The sequence below is a fragment of the Dyella sp. 01N448 genome (assembly GCF_056399225.1).
The window spans coordinates 157,987-179,109 of the sequence record NZ_JBFTQX010000006.1; the positions used below are offsets into that span (position 1 = coordinate 157,987).

At 64.3% G+C, this 21,123-nt stretch carries 18 protein-coding genes; 11 read left to right on the plus strand and 7 right to left on the minus strand.

The genetic code is table 11. The features are described 5' to 3' along the window. Positions 1–16 precede the first annotated feature (16 nt). From AC1DKY_RS12685 to AC1DKY_RS12725, 9 genes are all read left to right on the plus strand, one after another. The gene (locus AC1DKY_RS12685) at positions 17–1,672 is read left to right on the plus strand and encodes a serine hydrolase (protein ID WP_441603683.1); all 1,656 of its coding nucleotides are present in this window, start codon (positions 17–19) and stop codon (positions 1,670–1,672) included. 71 nt (positions 1,673–1,743) lie between these two features. Then, positions 1,744–3,018: an alpha/beta hydrolase family protein gene (locus tag AC1DKY_RS12690; RefSeq protein ID WP_441603684.1), complete on the plus strand. Its 1,275-nt coding sequence runs from the start codon at positions 1,744–1,746 to the stop codon at positions 3,016–3,018. A gap of 91 nt (positions 3,019–3,109) precedes the next feature. Next, positions 3,110–4,732: an alpha/beta hydrolase gene (locus AC1DKY_RS12695; protein WP_441603685.1), complete on the plus strand. Its 1,623-nt coding sequence runs from the start codon at positions 3,110–3,112 to the stop codon at positions 4,730–4,732. A 405-nt stretch (positions 4,733–5,137) separates the two neighbouring features. Then, positions 5,138–6,835, plus strand: a complete 1,698-nt coding sequence (locus AC1DKY_RS12700) for a methyl-accepting chemotaxis protein (RefSeq protein WP_441611396.1) — start codon at positions 5,138–5,140, stop codon at positions 6,833–6,835. Positions 6,836–6,846: 11 nt separating this feature from the next. Continuing rightward, a complete protein-coding gene (locus AC1DKY_RS12705; protein WP_441603687.1) occupies positions 6,847–7,680 on the plus strand; it encodes a CheR family methyltransferase in 834 nt (277 codons plus the stop codon). Further along, positions 7,673–8,149: a chemotaxis protein CheD gene (locus AC1DKY_RS12710; RefSeq protein ID WP_441603688.1), complete on the plus strand. Its 477-nt coding sequence runs from the start codon at positions 7,673–7,675 to the stop codon at positions 8,147–8,149. The genes AC1DKY_RS12705 and AC1DKY_RS12710 overlap by 8 nt, the downstream gene beginning before the upstream one ends. A 14-nt stretch (positions 8,150–8,163) precedes the next feature. After that, complete coding sequence (locus AC1DKY_RS12715) at positions 8,164–9,672, plus strand: chemotaxis protein CheW (RefSeq protein WP_441603689.1); 1,509 nt, start codon at positions 8,164–8,166, stop codon at positions 9,670–9,672. Positions 9,673–9,928: 256 nt separating this feature from the next. Then, on the plus strand, positions 9,929–10,330 hold the full coding sequence (locus AC1DKY_RS12720; protein WP_441603690.1) for an RcnB family protein: 402 nt from the start codon (positions 9,929–9,931) through the stop codon (positions 10,328–10,330). Between the two features lie 261 nt (positions 10,331–10,591). After that, a complete protein-coding gene (locus AC1DKY_RS12725) occupies positions 10,592–11,086 on the plus strand; it encodes a DUF3761 domain-containing protein (RefSeq protein ID WP_441603691.1) in 495 nt (164 codons plus the stop codon). 64 nt (positions 11,087–11,150) lie between these two features. Here the strand turns inward: AC1DKY_RS12725 and AC1DKY_RS12730 are convergent, their stop codons facing one another. From AC1DKY_RS12730 to AC1DKY_RS12750, 5 genes are all read right to left on the minus strand, one after another. After that, positions 11,151–12,242 (minus strand): ABC transporter permease, encoded by a 1,092-nt coding sequence (locus tag AC1DKY_RS12730; RefSeq protein WP_441603692.1) that lies wholly within the window; start codon positions 12,240–12,242, stop codon positions 11,151–11,153. After that, positions 12,239–13,168: an ABC transporter ATP-binding protein gene (locus tag AC1DKY_RS12735; protein WP_441603776.1), complete on the minus strand. Its 930-nt coding sequence runs from the start codon at positions 13,166–13,168 to the stop codon at positions 12,239–12,241. The genes AC1DKY_RS12730 and AC1DKY_RS12735 overlap by 4 nt, the downstream gene beginning before the upstream one ends. A 7-nt stretch (positions 13,169–13,175) precedes the next feature. Beyond that, a complete protein-coding gene (locus AC1DKY_RS12740) occupies positions 13,176–14,144 on the minus strand; it encodes an HlyD family secretion protein (protein WP_441603693.1) in 969 nt (322 codons plus the stop codon). Then, a complete protein-coding gene (locus AC1DKY_RS12745) occupies positions 14,141–14,803 on the minus strand; it encodes a TetR/AcrR family transcriptional regulator (protein ID WP_441603694.1) in 663 nt (220 codons plus the stop codon). The genes AC1DKY_RS12740 and AC1DKY_RS12745 overlap by 4 nt, the downstream gene beginning before the upstream one ends. Positions 14,804–14,916: 113 nt before the next feature. After that, entirely contained in the window at positions 14,917–16,842 is a 1,926-nt protein-coding gene (locus AC1DKY_RS12750; protein WP_441603695.1) for a CocE/NonD family hydrolase, read from the minus strand. 194 nt (positions 16,843–17,036) lie between these two features. Here AC1DKY_RS12750 and AC1DKY_RS12755 point away from each other — a divergent pair, with 194 nt between their 5' ends. Beyond that, positions 17,037–17,921, plus strand: a complete 885-nt coding sequence (locus tag AC1DKY_RS12755) for an AraC family transcriptional regulator (RefSeq protein ID WP_441603696.1) — start codon at positions 17,037–17,039, stop codon at positions 17,919–17,921. A 13-nt stretch (positions 17,922–17,934) separates the two neighbouring features. On the opposite strand, the gene AC1DKY_RS12760 is transcribed toward AC1DKY_RS12755, so the two are convergent. Together AC1DKY_RS12760 and AC1DKY_RS12765 are read right to left on the minus strand one after the other, a co-directional pair. Next, positions 17,935–18,369 carry a VOC family protein gene (locus AC1DKY_RS12760; protein WP_441603697.1) on the minus strand — a complete coding sequence of 145 codons (435 nt, stop codon included), beginning with the start codon at positions 18,367–18,369 and terminating at the stop codon, positions 17,935–17,937. Positions 18,370–18,445: 76 nt separating this feature from the next. Next, positions 18,446–20,182 (minus strand): GGDEF domain-containing protein, encoded by a 1,737-nt coding sequence (locus tag AC1DKY_RS12765; RefSeq protein WP_441603698.1) that lies wholly within the window; start codon positions 20,180–20,182, stop codon positions 18,446–18,448. 331 nt (positions 20,183–20,513) lie between these two features. Here AC1DKY_RS12765 and AC1DKY_RS12770 point away from each other — a divergent pair, with 331 nt between their 5' ends. Then, entirely contained in the window at positions 20,514–21,092 is a 579-nt protein-coding gene (locus AC1DKY_RS12770) for an NADPH-dependent FMN reductase (RefSeq protein WP_441603699.1), read from the plus strand. Positions 21,093–21,123 lie beyond the last annotated feature (31 nt).

Below are 21,123 nucleotides of genomic sequence, written 5' to 3' on the forward strand. Positions count from 1 at the left end.
CTGGCGGAGTGGCCGAATGTTCTTGCGTACCCTTTCCCCGCGACTGGCGGGCTGTATCGCGCTTTTGGTGCTGGCCGCGCCGGCCTGTGCGCAGACCACCTCGGCGAGCGTGCCGACGGCCGTCGTCTCCAGCAGCGCACAGCCGGCCTTGCCGGCCCAGCTGCAGGATTTCACTGCCTACGTGGACGGCGTGCGCAAGCAGTTCGACGTGCCGGGCATCGCGGTCGCCATCGTCAAGGACGGCCAGATCGTGCTGGAGCAGGGCTACGGCCTGCGCGAAGTGGGCAAGCCCGAGCCGGTCGATGCGCGCACGCGCTTTGCCATCGCCTCCAACACCAAGGCGTTCACGTCTGCAGCGCTGCAGATGCTGGCCGAACAGGGCAAGCTCAGCATGGACGATCGCGTGATCGATCATCTGCCGTGGTTCCAGATGTCCGATCCGTATGTGACGCGCGAGATGCGCATCCGCGATCTGCTGGCCCACCGCAGCGGCCTGGGCCTGGGCGCAGGCGATCTGCTGTATTGGCCGCCCACTTCGTACTCGACCAAGGAAGTGGTGCAGCGCCTGCGCAACGTGCCGCTGGCCACCAGCTTCCGCAGCGCCTATGCCTACGACAATATTTTGTTTGCCGTGGCCACCCTGGTGATCGAGCAGGTGTCGGGCCAGAGCTATGCCGACTTCATCAGCCAGCGCATCTTCGCGCCGGTGGGTATGGATGAGTCGCTGGTCGACATGACCCAGCTCAAACCCGGGATGGACGTGGCCATGGGCCACGCCAAGTTCAACTTCACCGAACTCAAACCGGTGCCGCCGATGGCCTGGTCGAACAACTCCGGCGCGGGCGGCATTTACGCCAGCGTGCACGACATGGCCAAGTGGATGAACGTGCAATTGGCCGGCGGCAAGCTGCCGGACGGCAAGGCGCTGTTCTCCGAAGACAGCCAGAAGCAGATGTGGTCGATGCTCACGCCGATGAAGATTTCCGAGCCGCCGGTGCCGGAACTCAAATCGATGCGCCCGAATTTCTCCGGCTATGGCGAAGGCTGGTTCCTCTCCGATTACCAGGGTCAACGCCTGGTGTGGCACACGGGTGGCTGGCCGGGCATGGTGTCGCGCGTGACGCTGGTGCCGGAACTTCACCTGGGCGTTGTGGTGCTCACCAACCAGGAGTCGGGCGCGGCTTTCAACGCAGTGACATATCGCGTGCTCGATGCTTACCTGGGCAAGGACAAGAAGGATTGGTGTGCCGCGTATGCCGCTGCGGTGAAGAAGTCCGAAGGCAATGCCGACGACAGCTGGAGCAAGCACGAGGCGGCGCGCGCCAAGAGCGGCAAGCCCACGCTGCCGTTGGCCAGTTATGCGGGCACGTTCCACGATCCGTGGTACGGCGATATCGAGGTCAGCCAGCAGGGCGGCAAGCTGCGCATGCGTTTCTCAAAGACCGCGCAACTGGTGGGCACCATGACGCCGTGGCAGCACGACACCTTCATCGTGCGCTGGGATGATCGCGCGCTCAACGCCGATGCCTTCGTGAGCTACGCGCTGGATGCCGATGGCAAGATTCGCGACGTGCGCATGGAACCGGTGTCGCCACTCACCGATTTCAGTTTCGACTTCCAGGATCTGCGCCTGACGCCCGCCAAGGCGGCCAAGACCTCCAGCGCGCCCTGACCAATAGCAGGGGCGATGCGTGCGGGACGCTGCCTATAGTGGCGGCGTCCCCACGGTGGAGTGCAGGTTGCATGAAACGGTTCGTTGCAGGCTTGCTGTGTGTTTCGGTTGCCGGTATCGCGTTCGCCGCTCCGGCCACGTGCGACTACGGTGTGTATGGCGAGGCGGGCAAGCCGCTCGTCGTCATCTCCAATCCCACGGCCAGCGGTGCGAGTGCACCGGAACGCTATACGTTTGTGGATGGCCATCGCGGCGACGTCAACGGCGCAGACGCACCGGTACGCTGCGAACAAGGCGTGGTGAGCGTGCGTCAGTCGGATGGACGCTACCTCGCGCAGCCAAAAGTGGCGTTGCGCGAAACGCCGACGCACTTCACCAGCCACGGCACCGAACTGGCGGGCGTGTTGATCGAACCGGCGCAGTCCAACGGCAAGCCGCCACTGGTGGTGTTTGTGCATGGTTCGGAAAAGACGCCTGGCATCGGCGGCTATTACCCCTTGGTGTTCGCTGCCGAAGGCCTGGCCGTGTTTGCGTACGACAAACGCGGCACCGGTGCATCCGCCGGTGACTACACGCAGAATTTCGAATTGCTCGCCGACGATGCCGCCGCCGCGCTCGACCAGGCGCGCAAGCTGGCGGCGGGCCGCTATTCGCGTGCCGGTTTCTTCGGCGGCAGCCAGGGCGGCTGGGTGGCGCCGCGCGCGGCGGCCTTGGCGCATGCGGATTATGTGGCCGTGGGTTTCGGCCTGGTGATGACACCGCTGGAGGAAGACCAGCAGCAAGTCGCGCTGGAGGTGCAGGAGAAAGGCTATGACACGGCGGCGATCGCCAAGGCACGCGAAGTGACCGACGCCACCGACGCGGTGATGGCCTCGCACTTCACCGCCGGCTACGACCAGCTGGCCGCGGTGAAGCGCAAGTTCGCCAACGAACCCTGGCTGCACACCATCGAAGGTGAGTTCACCGGCGAGTTGCTGGCCGAACAGGAAGCTGATCTGCGCCGCACTGGGGCGCCCCGCCACGACAATCTCAATATCCTCTGGAACTACGACGCGACAGCCGCCATCCGCGCGCTGAACATCCCGCAGCTATGGGTGCTGGCCGGTGACGACCGCGAAGCGCCGGGCAGCGTGACGCGCGAACGCCTGGTCGCGCTGAAACACGCAGGCAAGCCTATCGACCTCTATGTGTTCCCGCACACCGATCACGGCATGTACGAATTCGTGCAGAACCCGGATGGCAGCCGCCGCGTCACGCGCATCACCGAGGGCTATTTTCGCCTGCTCGCGGACTGGATCAGGCAGCAGGACGCGCCGCCGTATGGCACCGGTGAACGCATCCCCTGACGCTGCTTCGGCGTGAGCCAGGGTGATGGACTTTGTCGGCGATTCCGTTGAAGGTTCGTTTAAAAGGGGATCACCCACTAGGGAGTTAGTCATGCTGTCACACCGATCGAAGCTTGCCGTCCTGCTGTGCCTGGGACTGGCCACCGCCACTTGCATGGCCGCCGAGCCGGCCAGCGTGGCGCAGCGTTTCCACGTGGACCTGGCGGTAGCGGGCACGGACGTCGCGTCCGGTCGGCTGCTGGTGTTCGCCGAACCGGCCAAGCTCGCCGAGGCCGAAGCCAAGAACGGCAAGGTCGCGGAGGTGGATCTTGATCAGCTCTCGCCGGACAAGGTCAATGTGGCGGCGCGCGAAGTGAATCGCCTGGTGGCGGGGCAGGGCGTCGACATCGACGCCGACCAGCTGGCCTATCCGGCGGCCTTCAGCAAGTTGGCGCCCGGCGATTACTACGTGCAGGCGGTGCTCGACGCCAACCACAGCTACAACTATGGCGGCCGCGGCGAAGGCGATCTGGTCAGCAGCGTGATGAAGGTGCATCTGCCGGCCACCGGCCTGCCGCCGATCAAACTCGCGACCCGATTGCCTGCCGCCGATCCCTGGGCGCTGTCGCCTTCGATCAATCCGGCCGCGCGCGAGGCGCTGCCCGAAGCGCGCAAGCACGTGCAGACCATCGACTTCGTCAGTCCCGCACTCACTGCTTTCTGGGGCCGGCCGATCCATATGCGCGGCCTGGTCCTGCTGCCGCCTGGCTACGATGCCAAGGCCAAGGTGACCTATCCCGTGGTGTATTACACGCATGGCTTTGGCGGCGGCATGGATCACTTCGCCGGCGTCGTCGCCAACACCTGGCTGGCCATGTCCAACGGCCAGATGCCGCCGATGATCTGGGTGCTGCTCGACGAATCATTGCCCACCGGCACACACGAGTTTGCCGACTCGGTGAACAACGGACCGTGGGGCAAGGCGCTCACCGAAGAGCTGATTCCGCAGCTGGAATCGAGCTATCGCATGGACGCCAAAGTGTCGGGCCGGTTCCTCAACGGCCACTCGTCCGGCGGCTGGGCCACGCTGTGGCTGCAGACGCGCTATCCGAAGACGTTTGGAGGCACCTGGTCCACCTCGCCCGATTCCAGCGACTTCCATGATTTCACCGGCGTCGATCTGTATGCGGCGCACGCCAACGTTTATCGCAACCCTGAGGGCGCCGCGTACCCGCTGATCCGCGACCAGGGCAAGGTGGTCGCCTCTTTCCAGCAGTACGCGCAGATGGAACGCGTGTTCGGCAGCTACGGCGGCCAGATGGCGTCGTTCGAATGGGTGTTTTCGCCGCGCGGCGCCGATGGCCGTCCGCTGGCGATGTTCGATCGCGATACCGGTGAGGTGAACACGAACGTGGTCGACTACTGGCGCGACCATTACGACATCGCCCATCACCTGCAGGCCCAGTGGCCGCAGCTGGCGCCGGACCTGGACGGCAAGATCCACCTCATCGTGGGTACGGCCGACACGTTCTACCTGGATGGCTCGGCGCATCGACTCAAGACGGTGCTCGATGGACTGCATGCAAAGTCGGACATCCGCTTCCTGCCCAATAAGACCCACTTTGATCTGTACGCCGTCGGTGCGGACCGCACGGCTTTGCTCAAGCAGATCGCCTGGGAGATGTATGCGGTGGCGCGTCCGCAGTCGAATCTGAAGCGGGCAGCGGCACCTTGAGGTTCGTCGCGCCGACGAAACTGCTATGTCTTAAGCCATAGACCGTCGGTGTGATGCTTGATGATGTGATGGCCATCCATTGTGATGGCCATCACATTGCCTCGATCCAACTTTCGGGAAACGGACAACGCGGTAGCCATCGGCACGCCAATCTCACGCATCTTGCGAATCTCACGCTTTTTCACCTTGTTTTCAGGCCTCAAGGGCATCTTTCCCACGCCGATACCTCTCACGCGGGAGAGACAAACGCAGTAGCCGACGCCCCACGCGCGACGTGTCTGGGGCGGCGCTGTGTCGTTGGAAGAGGAGCCGGATCGCTGCGCGCAGCGATCCGTGCCAGCGCCCTCCCGCAGAGATTTCACGGGCATGCAGTCAATGCGTGCTCAAAAACCGGGGGAGAGGGCCATGGGAAAAGAGACACCGGAGTTGCAGCTCGTGCCGCATGAGCTTCGCGCCGTCAGTGACGCATTGCATCGCGTGCAGGCCGTGATCGAGTTCGACCTCAAGGGCAAGGTGCTCCACGCCAACGACAACTTTCTCAAGGCGATGGGCTACACGCTGGAGGATATTCGCGGCCAGCACCATCGCATCTTTTGCGAACCTGCCTACGCGGCCAGCGCCGAGTACAAGAAATTCTGGGAAAACCTCGGCAAAGGCGTGCTCGACCGCGGTGAGTACAAGCGCATCGGCGGCGACGGCCGCGAAGTGTGGATCAACGCCTCCTACAACCCGGTATTCGACGAGAACGGCAAGCCGTACAAGGTGATCAAGTTCGCCACGGACGTGACCGCCAATCGCCAGCAGAAGGCGGAGTTCGAAGGCAAGGTCAACGCCATCGACAAGGCCCAGGCGATGATCGAGTTCGATCTCGGTGGCCACGTGATCAGCGCGAACGACAACTTTCTCAAGGCGATGGGCTATGAACTGGAGGAAATCCAGGGCCACCATCACCGCATGTTCTGCGAGGACAGCTACACGGCCAGCGCGGCCTACGCGGACTTCTGGGCCAAGCTCAACCGCGGCGAATTCGACGCAGGCCGCTACAAGCGCATGGGCAAGGGCGGTCGGGTGATCTGGATCCAGGCCACTTACAACCCGATCTACGACGGCAACGGTCGACTGAGCAAGGTAGTGAAGTTTGCCACCGACGTCACCGCGCAAGTGGCCATGGAAGAGGGCGTGAAGCTCCGCGCCGCCGACGACCAGCGCAAGGTCGAGGCCCTGCTCAAAACGGTGCGACTGGCCGCGGAAGGCGATCTCACCGGCGAAGTACGCGTCGAGGGCAGCGATCCCATCGATCAGCTCGCCGACGGCATCCAGCAAATGATGAGCGACCTGCGCAGCGTGATCGGCAAGGTGGTCGACAACGCCGGCGGCTTCTCCGGCAGTTCGCAGGAGATCGCCGGCCGCGCCAGCGGCGTGGCCAGTGGCGCGCAATTGCTCGGCGCCACGGTGGAAGAAATGAATGCGTCGATCGAAGAACTCACCGCCTCGATCAATTCCATCGCCACCAACTCCCGCAGCGCCGACCAGCTCGCCAAGGACACGCACCAGGAAGCCGAACGCGGCGCCAAGGCGATTGCGCGCTCGATCGAGTCGATGGAACTGATCAACAAATCCTCCGAAGACATCAGCGAGATCATCAAGGTGATCGGCGAGATCGCCAGCCAGACCAACCTGCTCGCCTTCAACGCCGCCATCGAAGCGGCGCGTGCGGGCGAGCACGGCCTGGGCTTCTCGGTGGTGGCGGACGAAGTGCGCAAGCTGGCGGAACGCTCCTCGCAGGCCACCAAGGAAATCTCCAAGCTGATCAACGAATCGGTGAAGCGCGTGGCGCAGGGCAGCGAGATCTCCAAGCAGGCCGGCGAAGCGTTCGAGAAAATCGTTGCCGGCGTGGGCCGCACTACCCAGGCGATCTCCGAGATCTCCTGCGGCGCAGACGAACAACTGGTGGCGGCGCGCGAAGTGAGCGCGGCGATCCAGCAGGTGGCCGAAGAAACCGAGAAGTCGGCGACTGCCTGCGACACCATTGCCCGTTCCACCACCTCGCTCACCCAGGGAGCCGATGAACTGAATCGGACGGTCCAGCGGTTCGTGGTCTGAGGATCGCGCCGATGGAGATCGAGAGCGACATCGACCTGGCCACCCAGCGCGCGCTGCTGGACAAGGTGCAGCGCCACACGGGCATCCATATGGCGGACCGCAAGTGGACCTTGCTGCAGGGGCGCCTGCGCCGCCGCCTGCAGGCGCTGTCGCTCAACCGGTACCGCGACTATCTCGCGGTGCTGGATGCGCAGCCGGACGAAGTGTCTGCCTTCATCAACCTGGTGACCACCAACGAGACCTCGTTCTTCCGCACGCCGCGCATCTGGGATCAGCTCTGGCAGCAGCTGCTGCCGGAGTGGTTCCGCGAGCATCGCGGCGCCACGCTGCAGTTGTGGTCGGCGGCGGCGTCCACTGGTGAGGAGGCGTACTCGATGGCCATGATGTGCGAGGAATTTCGCGAACATCATCCGGCCTTCAAGTACCAGATCCTCGCCACCGACATCGCCAGCCAGGTGCTGGCCGTGGGCAAGGCGGGTTTCTATCAGGGCAAGAGCATCGAAGGCCTCAAGCGCGCCCGGCCCGGCTGGTTGGCCAAGTATTTCCAGCCGAGCAGCGACGGCTATCTCGCGTCGCCCACGCTGCGCTCGCACATCGTGTTCCGCGAGCATCACCTGCATAAACGGCTCGATGGCGCGACCCGCTTCGACATCACCCTGTTGCGCAATGTCCTCATCTATTTCGACGAGGAAGGGCAGTGCAGCGCGCTGGAGAACGTGCGCCGCGCCATGGCGCCCGGCAGCGTGCTGATCATCGGGGAATCGGAATCGCTGACCCGGCTCAATGTGGGATTCGATTTCGAGCAGCCGCTGATCTATCGCCGGCAGGAGCGCATGCATGCCTGAGGGGGAAGATATCCAGGTACGCATGTGCGAGGTGAGGATCGGCCGGGGCAATGACGTGCTGCGCGCGATCCTGGGCTCATGCGTCGGCATCGGCCTGCTTTGGCGTCGTCGCGGCATCTACGGGATGGCGCACTGCCTGTTGCCGGAGTCGCCGCAGGGGCCGGCAGGCGAGGGCGCGAAATACGTCACCGGCGCCGTGCCCACCTTGCTGTCGATGATGGAGCTCGATCGCGTGCGGCAGGATGAAGTGGAAGCCGTGATCGTTGGCGGTGCCTGCATGGTGCAGCACACCGCGGCGCCACGGCACGGGTTGATCGGCGAACAGAACGCGCGCATGGCGCAGCAGCTGATTGGCCAGACCAGGATCAGGCTGGTGCACCTCGACGTAGGTGGCGAGAACGGCCGCCAGCTCGTGATCGATTGCGCGCAACACCACTACGCGGTCAAGACCATCGGCCGCACGACGTGAACCGGAGCAACGTCATGGACTCTTCCATTACCAAGTCGGCCCGGCAGGAAGCCACTGAACTGTTCGGTTCGTTCCATTTGGGCGATACCGAACTCGTACTGCCGGTGACGGCGGTGCAGGAAGTGGTGACTTACCCGGCCGTGGTCACCCAGGTGCCGTTGGCTCCCAGCTACCTGCTCGGGCTGTTCAACCTGCGTGGTCGCCTGATACCCATCGTGCATTTGGGTCAGTTATTGAAGCTGCCCGAGAGCGGCGCGCGCGATGCCTCGAAGATCGCCATCGTGGAGTTTCGCCAGGGCCGCATCGGCCTGCTGTTCGATGCCACCGGCGAGATCCTGCGCGTGACCAGCGAGCAGAAAGTGATCTTCAGCGATGGCGAAGCAGCGTCGCTGATAGGCGGCGCGCTCAAGCTCGACGGCGGCAACCGCATCCTGCAGATACTGAGCGTGGACGCGCTCCATCAACTGCACGATATGCCGGTGCCCAGGGCAGACAGCCTTGCATCCGAACCGGCCCGGCAGCGTGCGGCCATGGGGCAGCGTCGCCAGGGCGTGTCCTTCCGCGTGGGCGACACGCGCCTTGCCCTGCCGATGGGCGCCATCCACGAAATCATCCGCGTGCCGGAGCTGCTCAAGTCAGTGCTGGCCAGCGATTTGTGCATTGGCTTGCTCAATCTGCGTGGCAATACGGTGCCCGTCGTGGATTTCGCCCGTTTCCTTGGCCTGCCAGGCACGGCTGCCGCGACGGCGGCCTGCGGCGACTTCGAGGATCCGCGGCGCATCGTGGTGATCCGCCAGCAGGCGATGGATTTCGGTCTGCTGGTAGATGACGTGGAGAGCATCGTCGGCTATCGCGACGAGGAACTGCTGGCCATTCCATCATTCAATGCAGATCGGCCGCAGCTGTTCACCGGCTGCATCAGTCGCGAGGGCGCGCCCGACATCATCCTGATCGATGAGACCGCTCTGTTGAGTGACGCCACGGTCGCCGACCTCACCCAAGGCCATCGCGAGTTGTACGCCAGCGAATCGGCGGCGGATCGCGGCCAGGGTAAGCGTCGCGGCGGCGCGCGCGAAACCTATGTGACCTTCAAGCTCGACCAGCTCATGGGCATGCGCATCGACCAGCTGCGCGAGGTGATCGATTTTCCGCCGGAGGTGATGCAGCCGCCGGGAGCGCCGGACTATGTGCGCGGCATGCTCAATCTGCGCCGCAAACTGATCACCATCATTGACCTGCGTGCGCTCTACGGCATGAAGGGCTATGCCGATCTGGATGGCGCGAAGGTGCTGGTGGTGGAGAACGATGAAGAAAAATTCGGCCTGATCGTGGATGCGATCGAGAACATCGTGACGATCGACGCGGCGGACAAGATCGGCGTGCCCCGCGTGCTGCGCAACCAGATCGATCAGGATTTGCGCAACGACATGCGCGAAGTGGTGGAACTGCCCGATCGCCGCACCCTGCTGCTGCTCGATGCCGCGCCGCTCAAGCAGCGGTTGAGCAGCCGGATGGTGCATTGAGTTGGCGCGTTTGGATGTCCCTTGATCTACGCATACGGAACAGGGGCTGGCCAGGGATGGCTTCTTCTATCGGGTGATGCATCGCACCACCCAAACCTAACGCCACATCAACGCATGAACTTGCGCGCCTGAAGCGCACCGTTTTGCGAACGGATTCACCCATCGTGCATCGTTGCGAATCACATCATGGCGCCGCCGTGGAAACGTGCGCCAGGGGGCGCGCCTGCTCCACGGCACTACCCCATGGAGAGTTCGCATGAAGAAGACCTTGTTCGCACTGATGCTGGGCGCAGTGATGGCTTCCACCACCGTCGCAGCAGCACCGTTTCAGTACGACGACCACCATGACCAGCACGATCAGGATCGCCACGACGATCACCGCGATCAGGGTCACGACCGGGACCACGACCGCGATCGCGACCACGATCGCCACGACTACGTGATCGTGCACGACCGCGGCAACCACGAAGGCTGGTATCACCGCGGTGGCCGCGTGCCCGAGGAGTACTACCACGACCGTCGCTACTACGTGGACTACCACGCCTACCACCTCGCGCCGCCGCCGCCGGAACACGTGTGGGTGCGCAGCGATACCGGCGATTTCCTGCTGGTTGCCGTGGCCACGGGCGTGATCGCCGACCTGGTCATCAATCACTGATGATCGCGGACCGCATCGCGCGCATCGCGATGCGGTCCGTTGTCGTATGAAGTTGCGAAACAGCATCACGCCAGATGAACGCCGAGTGCGGCAGCGTGATCCAAGCGTCACGGGGTAGGCGCATATTGCGCGCAAGCGCTCGGGCGCTTGGGAAGCGTCACGCATCGGCAGTGGGTCCGTCGATGTCGATGGCGCCGGGACATGCCAGCCACGCCGGGCAGCAGCCCATCAGGCAGGCGACATTCGCAGGAGGGATCGAAGATGAAATCGTATGGTCTGATCGCCGTTTTGTTCGCAGGTCTTTTGGCCGGGCCGGCCGTCTACGCTCAGCAGTCCGCCGCACCCGCCGGTTCCACCGGCCAGTGCAAGGACGGCAGCTACACCAATCACGCCACCAAGAAGGGTGCCTGCTCGGGCCATCAGGGCGTGAAGGAGTGGTACACCGCTGCAGCCACGGCTGCTCCGGCAGCGGCAGCCGCGCCGGCAGCGGCGCCTGCTGCGGCCAGCAACAGCATGGCGCCCAAGAGCACGGCGGCTGCGCCCGCTGCCGCTGCCAAGTCGGCGGGACCGCAGCCGCCGGCCAACGCCGCGCCGGGCGGTGGTCCGGGCATGGTATGGGTCAACGACAGCAGCAAGGTCTATCACTGCCAGGGCGACAAGTGGTACGGCAAGACGAAGTCGGGCGCGTATATGAGCGAGGCCGATGCCAAGGCCAAGGGTTATCACGGGGATCACGGCAAGGCTTGTACGCAGTAATTCTGTGTCGCCTGAAAAGGCCCGCGCGTGCGGGCCTTTTTTTTGTGCCCGGCGTGAGCAGGGTTCAATCCAGTCGCTTGTGGAACAGGCGAATGGCCAGCGTGAGCATGACTGCGATGAACGCCACCAGGGCGACCGCGTCATGCCACAGATCACCCAGGTCAGCGCCGCGCAGCATGATGCCGCGGATCAGGCGCATGAAATGGGTTAGCGGCAAGGCCTCGGAAATCCACTGGGCGGGCAGCGGCATGCCGGCATAAGGGAACATGAAACCCGAGAGCAGGATCGATGGCAGGAACACAAAAAACGTCATCTGCATCGCCTGGAACTGCGAGCGTGCACGCGTCGAGATCAGCAGACCCAGCGACAGATTGGCGAGGATCAGCAGGCCCGACGCCAGGTAGACGTCCCACAGGCTGCCGCGGATCGGCACGCGAAACAGCCACACGCCCAGCAGTAGCACCACGGTGGTCTGCACCAGGCCGATCGCGGCATACGGAAGCACCTTGCCGATCATCAGCTCGGTGCGGCTGACCGGCGTGGTGATCAGCAACTCCATATTGCCGCGCTCGGTTTCGCGCACGATGGCGACGGCGGTGAACAGCACCATGGTCATGGTGAGGATGACGCCGATCAGTCCCGGCACGATGTTGACCGGCGAGCGGCGTTCCGGATTGTAGAAACTCACCACGCTGATCGGCGTTGGCGCAAGCGCGTGGAAATTGTCCGGCTGGTTGAGCGGGTACAGCGCCAGCTGTGCGGCAGCGGACTGGACGACGTTGTCGCTGCCGTCGACCATCACCTGGATGGCCTCGCGACCATCGAGCTTGCGACGCTCGAAGTCTGGCGGCACGGCGATGCCCACGCTGATGCGGCCCTCGCGAAGCAGGTCGACCAGCTGTTGCGGCGACTGCGCGCTGGCCTTGAGCTCGATGACGCCGCTGGCCAGCATGTCTTGTACGGCAGCGCGCGAGCCAGCCGTATGTGCCTGGTCGACGACTGCCGCCGGCAGATTGCGCAGGTTGAGATTGATGGCGTAGCCAAACAGCAGCAATTGCAGGATCGGCATGCCCATGATCATGGCGAGCGTGACGCGATCGCGCCGCATCTGGCGCAACTCCTTCACCATGATGGCCCACAGTCGTCGCAGATTCACGCCGCTCGCTCCTGAGGTCGACCGAGCCTGCGCGTGGCGACCACGAAGACGTCTTCGAGATTGGGTGCCACGGTCTGGATGTCCATGGAGGCATCGGCATCGCCAAGCGCATGGCGCAGGGTTTCCACGGTGACCTTGTCATCGCGCATCAGTACGCGCAGCTCGTTGCCGATCTGGGCCACGCTCAACACCTCGGGCCGGTCATCCAGCGCTGCCTTCGCCTGGCGAGGGGAGTGGGCGCGGATCACAAAGGTCCGGCCGAGCAACGTCTCGGTCAGTTCTTTGGGCGTGCCGTCGGCGACCAGGTTGCCGGTGTCGAGAATCGCCAGGCGATGGCAACGCTCGGCCTCGTCCATGTAGTGCGTGGATACCAGGATGGTGGTGCCGGCATCGGCGAGCTCGAACAGTTTTTCCCAGAAATCGCGTCGCGACTCGGGATCGACCGCGCTGGTGGGCTCGTCCAGGAATAGTAGTTCCGGCTTGTGCACGATGGCACCCGCCAGCGCCAGGCGCTGCTTTTGCCCGCCGCTCATGGTGCCGGCAAGTTGCTGCTGACGATCGTCCAGCCGATAGCGCTGCAACAGCTCGTCCACGCGTGCACGCGTCTCATGGCGCGACAAGCCCTGCACGGTGGCGAGAAATTCCAGGTTCTGGCGCACCGACAAGTCTTCGAACAGGGAGAACTTCTGCGTCATATAGCCAATGCGCCGCTTCAGCGCTTCGGCCTGTTCGGGGATGCGCAAGCCCAGTACGTCGATCTTGCCTTCGCTGGGTGTCAGCAGCCCGCACAGCATGCGTATCGTGGTGGATTTGCCCGAGCCGTTGGGCCCCAGAAATCCATAGACGCAGGCCCGCGGCACGTCCAGGTTGACGCTGTTCACGGCCACCAGCGCGCCGAAGCGCTTGGTCAGTCCCTGCGCGTGAATGGCGTTGTCAGTCATGGCTGGCTTTGCCCGGGAAGGCAACGGCAACGGGGAAGCCCTGGGGAAGATCGCGGGCATCGGTGCCCAGGGCAATCTCCGCCAGATAGCTCAGTCGCGTCGCGTCCTCGCCGCTCAAGGCGTAGTACGGCGTAAAGGTGGGCTCGCTGCGGATCATGCGCACCGTGCCATGGAATTGCTGCTTGCCGTCGTGCAGTTTGACGATCGCCTTGTCGCCGACCTTGATCGACGGACGCAGCGCCGACGGTACGTAGACGCGTGCATAGGGCGTGTCGCTGGCAAGCAGGATGACCAGCGGCGTGCCGGGCTGGGCCTGGTCGCCCAACTTGTAGGGCAGGCTGTCCACGCGTACATCGCGCGGCGCGGTCAGATCGAGCTTGTCCAGATCGACCGCTCGCGAAGCTGCGTTGGCGGTTGCCGCGGTCACGGCGGCGCGTGCCTGGGCGATGTCTTCCACGCGCGATCCGTTGACGAGCTGATCGAGCGCTGCACGATCGGCCGCCACGGCTGCGTCGGCATTGCCGGCCGAGGCTTTGGCGCGGTCAAGATCCGCCGCGGAGATGAATTGCTGTTTGCCCAGGGCGGACAGCCGTTGGTAATAGGCATTGGCGTCGCGGGACTGCGCCTGTGCGCCGGCAAGATTGGCACGCGCCTGGCGAATCTGCTCTTCACGCGGACCGCGTTGAAGTTCGAGCAAAGCCTGCTGCTGTTGTTGCAGGTCGGCGCGAGCGGAGTTGAGTGCGGCCTGCGTACGCGTGGTTTCCAGCTGCATGATGCGCGTGCCGGCGGGAACGTACTGGCCTTCGCGTACGTCGATTTTCACGATGTGCTCGGCCGCCGGCGCGGGTAGCGTGATGCGGTCGAATTCCACGGTGCCCAGCGTCTGCGGGGGCGAGTCTTGGCAGCCGGCCAGCAGCAGCGAGGCGACCAGCGTGGCGACCAAACGATGATGGATGTTCATGGCGGGACTCCCATGCCATGTTCGAGCAGGGCAAGCGCGTGGCGGACCAGCACGTCCGTGCCCAGGTCGGCCTGGAACATCTGCCGCCAGATCGGGGCGCTGGCCGCCGGGAACAACGTCAGGCCGATCAGCGATACGACCATCAGGCGTGGATCAAGCGAGGCATGGATCTGTCCGCGCTGCTGCGCCTGTGCAAAACGGCGGGCCAGCATCTGTGGCAGCTCGGGCCCGATGCGCGAAAGCAGGAGCTCCCGCAGGGCGCCGCCTTCGCACAGGACTTCGCGGACCCATAGCGAGGGAAACCATGGGAAGGCGTCGACCAGTCCCAGCACGCCCTGCACGAATTGCCTGGCCATGGCGTGCACGTCATCGCCTGCAGTGCTCACCACTTCGCGCAGGCTCATGACGGCGGGTAGCAGGCGTTCCTCGAACACGGCGTTCTGCAGGGCCGGTTTGCTGCCGAAGTAGTAATTGAGCATGGCGGGGGTCACGCCGGCTTCCTTGGCGATGTTGCGCAAGGAGGTCGCTGCGATGCCGTCCCGTACGAAGCAGGCGAGGGCCGCCTCGATCAAGCTGGCGCGCAAGTCGGGGCTGTCCGTGGTGGGGCGGCCAGGGGTGCGGCGGGCGGCCGACTGCGGAGGGCGTGGTTTGGTCGTCATGCCCATTAATTAATCATAGCTTTAATTAATTTTCAAGTGGCTGGAAGGTATAGGTATTTACCAATAAGAAAGGCCGGCATGAGCCGGCCTTTCGGGGTGGATTGAACGGCCGGTCAGCCGTTGGGCACCACCGGCAGACTGATGGAGCTGGCCGTCCCCGGGGAGTGCCATACGCGCTGCGTGGCCTTCCGGTAATCGGCCGGCTTCGCGTCGAAGATATTGGACACGAAGGTCTGCGGATTGCGGTCGTACAACGGGAACAGGCTCGACTGCACCTGCACCATGATGCGGTGGCCGGGCTGGAACACGTGGTTGGTGGTGGGCAGGCCAAACGCGTAAAGCAGCGGTTGGTCGGGCGTCAGCGCTTGCGGATGTTCGAAGCTGGTGCGATAGCGGCCGCGGAAAATATCCAGCGACACGGCCAGCTCATAGCCGCCCATCTCGGGGTTGGACGGCACCGTATCCGGATAGACGTCGATCAGCTTCACCACCCAGTCGCTGTCGGTGCCGCTGGTGGAGGCATACAGATTCACCTGCGGCGCGCCACCGATATGCAGGGGCGCAGTGAGCGGTTCACTCACGTAGGTCAGCACGTCCGGACGTCCATCCACGAAACGCTGGTCGTTGACCAGCCAGCGCGTCCACGCATCGTGATCGGCGAAATGCACGGGGCGCGGCTGGTAAGGCACGGGCTTGGCCGGGTCGGAGGTGTACTCGTCGTATTTCGCGGCGTCGGATGCGGGTGCGGTAAACGAGAGCGAGCCGTTGCTGCCCAGATACAGCGACTTCGGTTTGTTGCTGCAACCCTTGTCACAGCTGAGCGGCCACGACTTATAGCGGTCCCAATGGTTTTCGCCGGTGTTGTAGATCAGCACCGGCGGCGTGTTTGCCTTCGGCGCGCCGGCGACCAGGTATTGATCGAAGAAGGGCTTGAGCACATCGCGGCGGAACTGCAATGCCGTGTCGCCATCCCACTGCAGCGGGCCCAGCGAACGCCCGTCGTAGTTCACCTGGCTGTGCCGCCATGGTCCCATCACCAGGAAGTTCTTGTCGTTGCCCTTGTCCTTGCCTTCGGTGGCGGCGTAGCTGTGGATCGCGCCCCACATGTCTTCCTGGTCCCACAATCCCTGCAGCCACATGGTGGGCACGGCCGCCGGCTGCCCGGCCATGATCTTGTCCAGCGCCTGGCCTTGCCAGAAGGCATCGTACGCGGGGTGTTCGTCGAGCTTGCGCCAGAACGGCAACTGCTCCAGGCCGTTTGCGCGCGCGTAATCGCCGGCGGAACCGGCGCTGAGGAAATTGCTGTAGTCGTCGTAGCCCACGCGCGGGATGCCGCCTTTCTTGCCGTCCTTCTTGCTGGTCTGGCCGTAGATGTAGTCGAAGTTGGTCTGGCGGTAGGCGCCGTAGTGGAACCAGTCGTCGCCCATCCAGCCGTCGACCATCGGGCTTTCCGGCGCGGCCACCTTGAGCGCCGGATGCGGATGGATCAGCGCCATCACCACGGTGAAGCCTTCATAGGAGGAGCCGAGCATGCCGACGCGGCCGTTCGATTCGGGCAGATTCTTCACCAGCCAGTCGATGGTGTCGTAGGCATCGGTGGAATGATCCACGTCGCTGGCGTTGAGCGGCCCGCGCAACGGACGCGTCATCACATAGTCGCCTTCGGAGCCGTACTTGCCGCGCACATCCTGGAACACGCGGATGTAGCCGCTGTGCACGAACACCTCGTCACCTTGCGGCAGGGTGGCATCCATATGCGGGGAGGTGAAGCGCTCGGCGCGGCCGCTCGCGTCGTACGGCGTGCGCGTCAACAGGATCGGCGCGTTGTGCGCGCTCTTTGGTATCACGATCACCGTATGCAGCTTCACGCCGTCGCGCATCGGTATCATCACCTCGCGTTTCACGTAGTCGTAGCCGGCGGCGTCGGCCGCGTAGGCCTTGGAGGTGATATCCGGCGTGAGCGGCGCCGTCTGCGCATGGACAAAGGAGACGCCGACAGTGGCGAGAGCAACGGCGAGCAGGGTACGGCGGATACGCATGAATCCTCCAGGCGAGCGGCTAGCGATAGCCGTTCGGGCGAGTGAGTGGATGGAGCCCCGGTACGACTGTAAGCGAGTGGCCCCCAAGCTCCCACCATGACTTCCTGCCTATACGATGCCCAGTGCGCAAGAATGGGAACGCTGCCGCCGAAGGCGCCGACCACACTGGGCCCACTCCCAGAGGAAGCCCAGTCATGAAAACCCATACGCGTCAGGACTATCTGCAACGCATCGATCGCGTGGTCGCCCTGCTCCAGTCGGCGGTGGCCCAGGGCGAAGCGCTGCCGGAGTTGGCGCAACTGGCGGCCGCTGCCCATCTTTCGCCGTTCCATTTTCATCGGATCTACCGCGCGCTCGCTGGCGAAACGATCGGCCAGACGGTTGCGCGCCTGCGCTGGCTGCGCGCCTTGCAGCTGTTGTCCGAGCCCGCCGAGCGTGTCACCGAGACGGCGCTGGCGGTGGGATACGAAACACCGCAGGCGTTTGCACGCGCGTTCCGGCAGGCCTTCGATGCCACGCCGAGCGAACTGCGCGGGCAGCAGGGACGACTGCACGAAGCGATGCAGCGCCTTCGTCGTCCCGCCAGGCAAGATGCGGCCGAGCAGGCCTTCGAGGTCGAAGTCGTCTCGGTCGAGCCTTTTCGCGTCGTGGCAACGCGCTATGAGGGCGCGCATCGCGAACTGGATCAGGCCTATGGACGTCTATTCGCCTGGGCCGCCGAGCGTGCGTTGTTGGAGCGCCTGACCGGCATCTACGGGATTGCCCACGATGGCGGCCCTGACGCGCGGCCCGACCACGGCGCCTTCGATTGTGCACTGGCCTTCGAGGGAAACGAGGTGCCAGGCGACTCGGAAACCAAGCCGCTGCAACTGGGCGGCGGCCTGTGGGCGCGCTGGCGCCACGTGGGCTCCTACGATGCACTGGGCGGGTTGACCGATCGCCTGATCGGCCACTGGTTGCCCGATAGCGGCTACGTTCTGCGCGATGAACATCCGTTCCGGCATTTCCTCGATGACCCCGAGGAAGTGCCGGAAGCCTCCTTGCGTGCGGACGTCTATTTGCCGGTCGCGCGCTGCTGAGCCGATGCGCGGATCATCCGGCCGTCTCGGCCCAGGGATCGTAGCTGCCGAACCACCACAGGTGACCTTCCAGGTCGCGGCAGCTATAACCGGCGCCGCCGTATTCCTTCTCGGCGTACTCGTCGATGATGATGGCGCCGGCGGCTTTGGCCTGTTCGTAGTGCGCCTTGCAATCCTTGACGATCACGCAAGGGCACTGCGTCTCGCGTCCATCGACCTGGTCAGGCTGCACCATGCGTCGACCGAACTCGTTGTCGTTGACCGAGCCGAGCATCAACATGCCGCTGCCGTAGGTGAGCTGCGCGTGGGCCACGCCGCCCTGGTCATCGTCGTAGACCGCTTGTTGGTGGAAGCCAAATGCCTTGCACAGCCAGTCGATGGCGGCGTGCGCATCGCGATAGCGCAGACAGGGAATGATGGTGCTGCCGGTAGCGTGTGGCGTGCTCATGGGCGTGCTCCGTGACAGGGATGGGCCGAGCGTACCCTGTTGTGCGGCCATGTCTTGTCGATTTTCCGAGTGCCGCTCAGGCGCTGCGGTCGCTCTCTACCGCGCGGGGCCAGCTACGGCGCACGCCTTCCAGCTTCTCGTCCAGCCGGGCGCGGTTGCGGCCAGCCAACTTGGCCCGGTACATGGCCAGATCCGAGCGCTCCACCAGGGTGTCGACCGTGTCTTCGTGCGTGCGCATGGCAATGCCGATGCTCACGCTGAGCACCAGGCCAGTCTGGTTCACCGGTATCTCCAGGCGATAGACGCGGCGGCATAGCCGCGTGGCCACCTGCATGGCCTGGTTCTGCTCGATGCCAAACAGCATGGCTACGAACTCTTCGCCGCCGTAGCGACCCAGCAGGTCGTGCGGGCGCAGTTCGTTGCGCAAGGCCTCGGCCACCGCGACCAGGGCGCGGTCGCCAGCCGCATGGCCCTGGCGGTCGTTGAGCATCTTGAAGTGATCGAGATCGAGGAAGAGCAGGGCGATCGGTTGCGTCCCGCAATTGCCCAGCACCTTTTGCACGCTCTCCGTCCAGGCACGCCGGTTGAGCACATTGGTAAGCGCGTCGTTGTCGGCCAGCTCCTGCACCACATGGCGGTCACGCCGCATCATCAGGGCGCGATCAGCGAGTCCCAGCGAAAGCACGATGGCTTCAAATGCTCCCGCGGCGAGGCAGGCATCGCCCAGCCAGGTGACATCCGGCAGCATGCCGGTCATTTGCGAGCTGTACAGCGCGGTGAGCGCGAGCAGAGGGGTCCAGCCGACCAGGAAGAACCAGGCTGGGCGAGAGCCCTGCACGGCGGCAACCACGGCGGCACTGAGCAGCAACAGCGTGCCGATCACCAGCAAGGGCGTCACCAGTACCTGGGCGGTCTGCTGCAGTACCGCGACCTGGCTGTTGTCGAGCAACACCAGCAGCGGCATGCCCACGGCCAGCGCCACGGTCGGCGTCTGCAGGATGGCTGCATAGCGTGGCAATTCGCAGAAGCGTGAGACGAACATGGCCGCAAAGGCGAGCGACAAGGCCATCGCCGACGAAGCGATCATCGGCGCCACGCCGCCCAGCCAGGTCAGCTCCAGCGGATGGAACAGATAGCCCGTCTGCACGCCCTGGATCAGGGCGTAGCAGAGCACGTAACCGGCATACCAGGCGAACGTGCTATCGCGCAGCATCAGTGCGAGGCACAGCGCCATCAGCGACATGGCCACCATGACGGCGAAGCAGGCGCTGGCGAAGGCCAGCCATTGCGCATCGGTCAGCAGATATTCGTTCCACGGCTGCAGATGAAAACCGGCGACGGCATGGTTGACCGTACCCGGCTCGATCTTCATCAGGATGGGCGAAGAAGCCGGCGTGTCGGCGCTGATGCGGTAGGCCAGGCGGCCGTTGCCGTGGGCGGTGGCCATAAAGTCGTCGAGCGACATCCTCAGCGACGAGCCGTCGGCATTGAACAGCGTCACCGGCGCCAGCGGCGGGGGATAGACGGAAAGCACCCGCTCTTCGTTCACGAGTGGGGGTTGTGGCTGCAGCACCACCCAGGTGCCCAGCCCGCGACGGGAGAACCGCTGCAGCAGATTGGGATCGAAACCGACCAACTCGCCCCGATGATAGGCATCCAACACCGACTGCGGGGTATCGCCAGGCATGACTTCTCGCGCCGCACCGGTGAGGGCCGTGGCGGCATGCGCCGAGCAGGCGAACAACAGCAGGGCGAGGATGCCCAGCATCCGCCCGTAGCGACGCGTCGCGATGGTCGCGAGTGGCCCAACCATGTACCGGTCCCCCTTCTTCGCACCGCTCCGCTGTGGGAGTCGTACGCAGCTTTATGGCCGATCCGGTCAATCCTGTGAGCAGAAACCCGCGTTACCGGTGGCGCGGGCAGGGCATCATCCGTGCGTGTTGCCAAGGCCGCCATGGCTGGCGGCGCCTTGTTGGAACCAATAACGCCAAGACTCGATGGGCGGTATGGAAGGCTATAAGGCCATCATGCCACAAGGCCAGAGCATCCGTGTGACGGAGGTTTATCACGAGGGGTTCACTGCCTGCAATGCCATGCTCTATGCCTTTCGGCGACTTCCAATTCCACTCTCTGGGAGCTAGGCAATGAGCAACGAGAAGATCCGTGTGGCCGTTCTGGTGGGCAGCCTGCGCAAGGATTCCTTCAACCGGAAGCTGGCCCGCGCCGTGGAGGCGCTGGCTCCGCCGGAGCTGAGCTTCGAACACATCCGCATCGACAACCTGCCGCTGTACAACCAGGATTTCGATACCGACTACCCTGCCGAAGGCAAACGCCTCAAGCAGGAGATAGGCGCCGCCGATGCACTGCTGTTCGTGACTGCGGAATACAATCGCTCGATCCCTGGTGTGCTCAAAAACGCCATCGACATCGCATCGCGTCCTTGGGGCACCAATTCATTCGCGGGCAAGCCGGCGGCCGTGATCGGCGTCTCCGTGGGCGCCCAGGGCGGCGCGATGGCGCAGCAGCATCTGCGCAACGTACTGGCCTATCTCGACGTGCCCACGCTCGCTCAGCCCGAGGTGTTCATCCACGCCAAGGACGGTCTTTTCGCCGAGGACGGCTCGATCGCCAACGAGGGCACGCAGAAATTCCTGCAGGGCTTCATGGATCGCTATGTCGCCTGGGTGAAACGCCACCGCCAGGATGGCGTCCGAGCCCGGTGAGCCGGAACGTGCTGCGCTGCCTCTGCCAGAA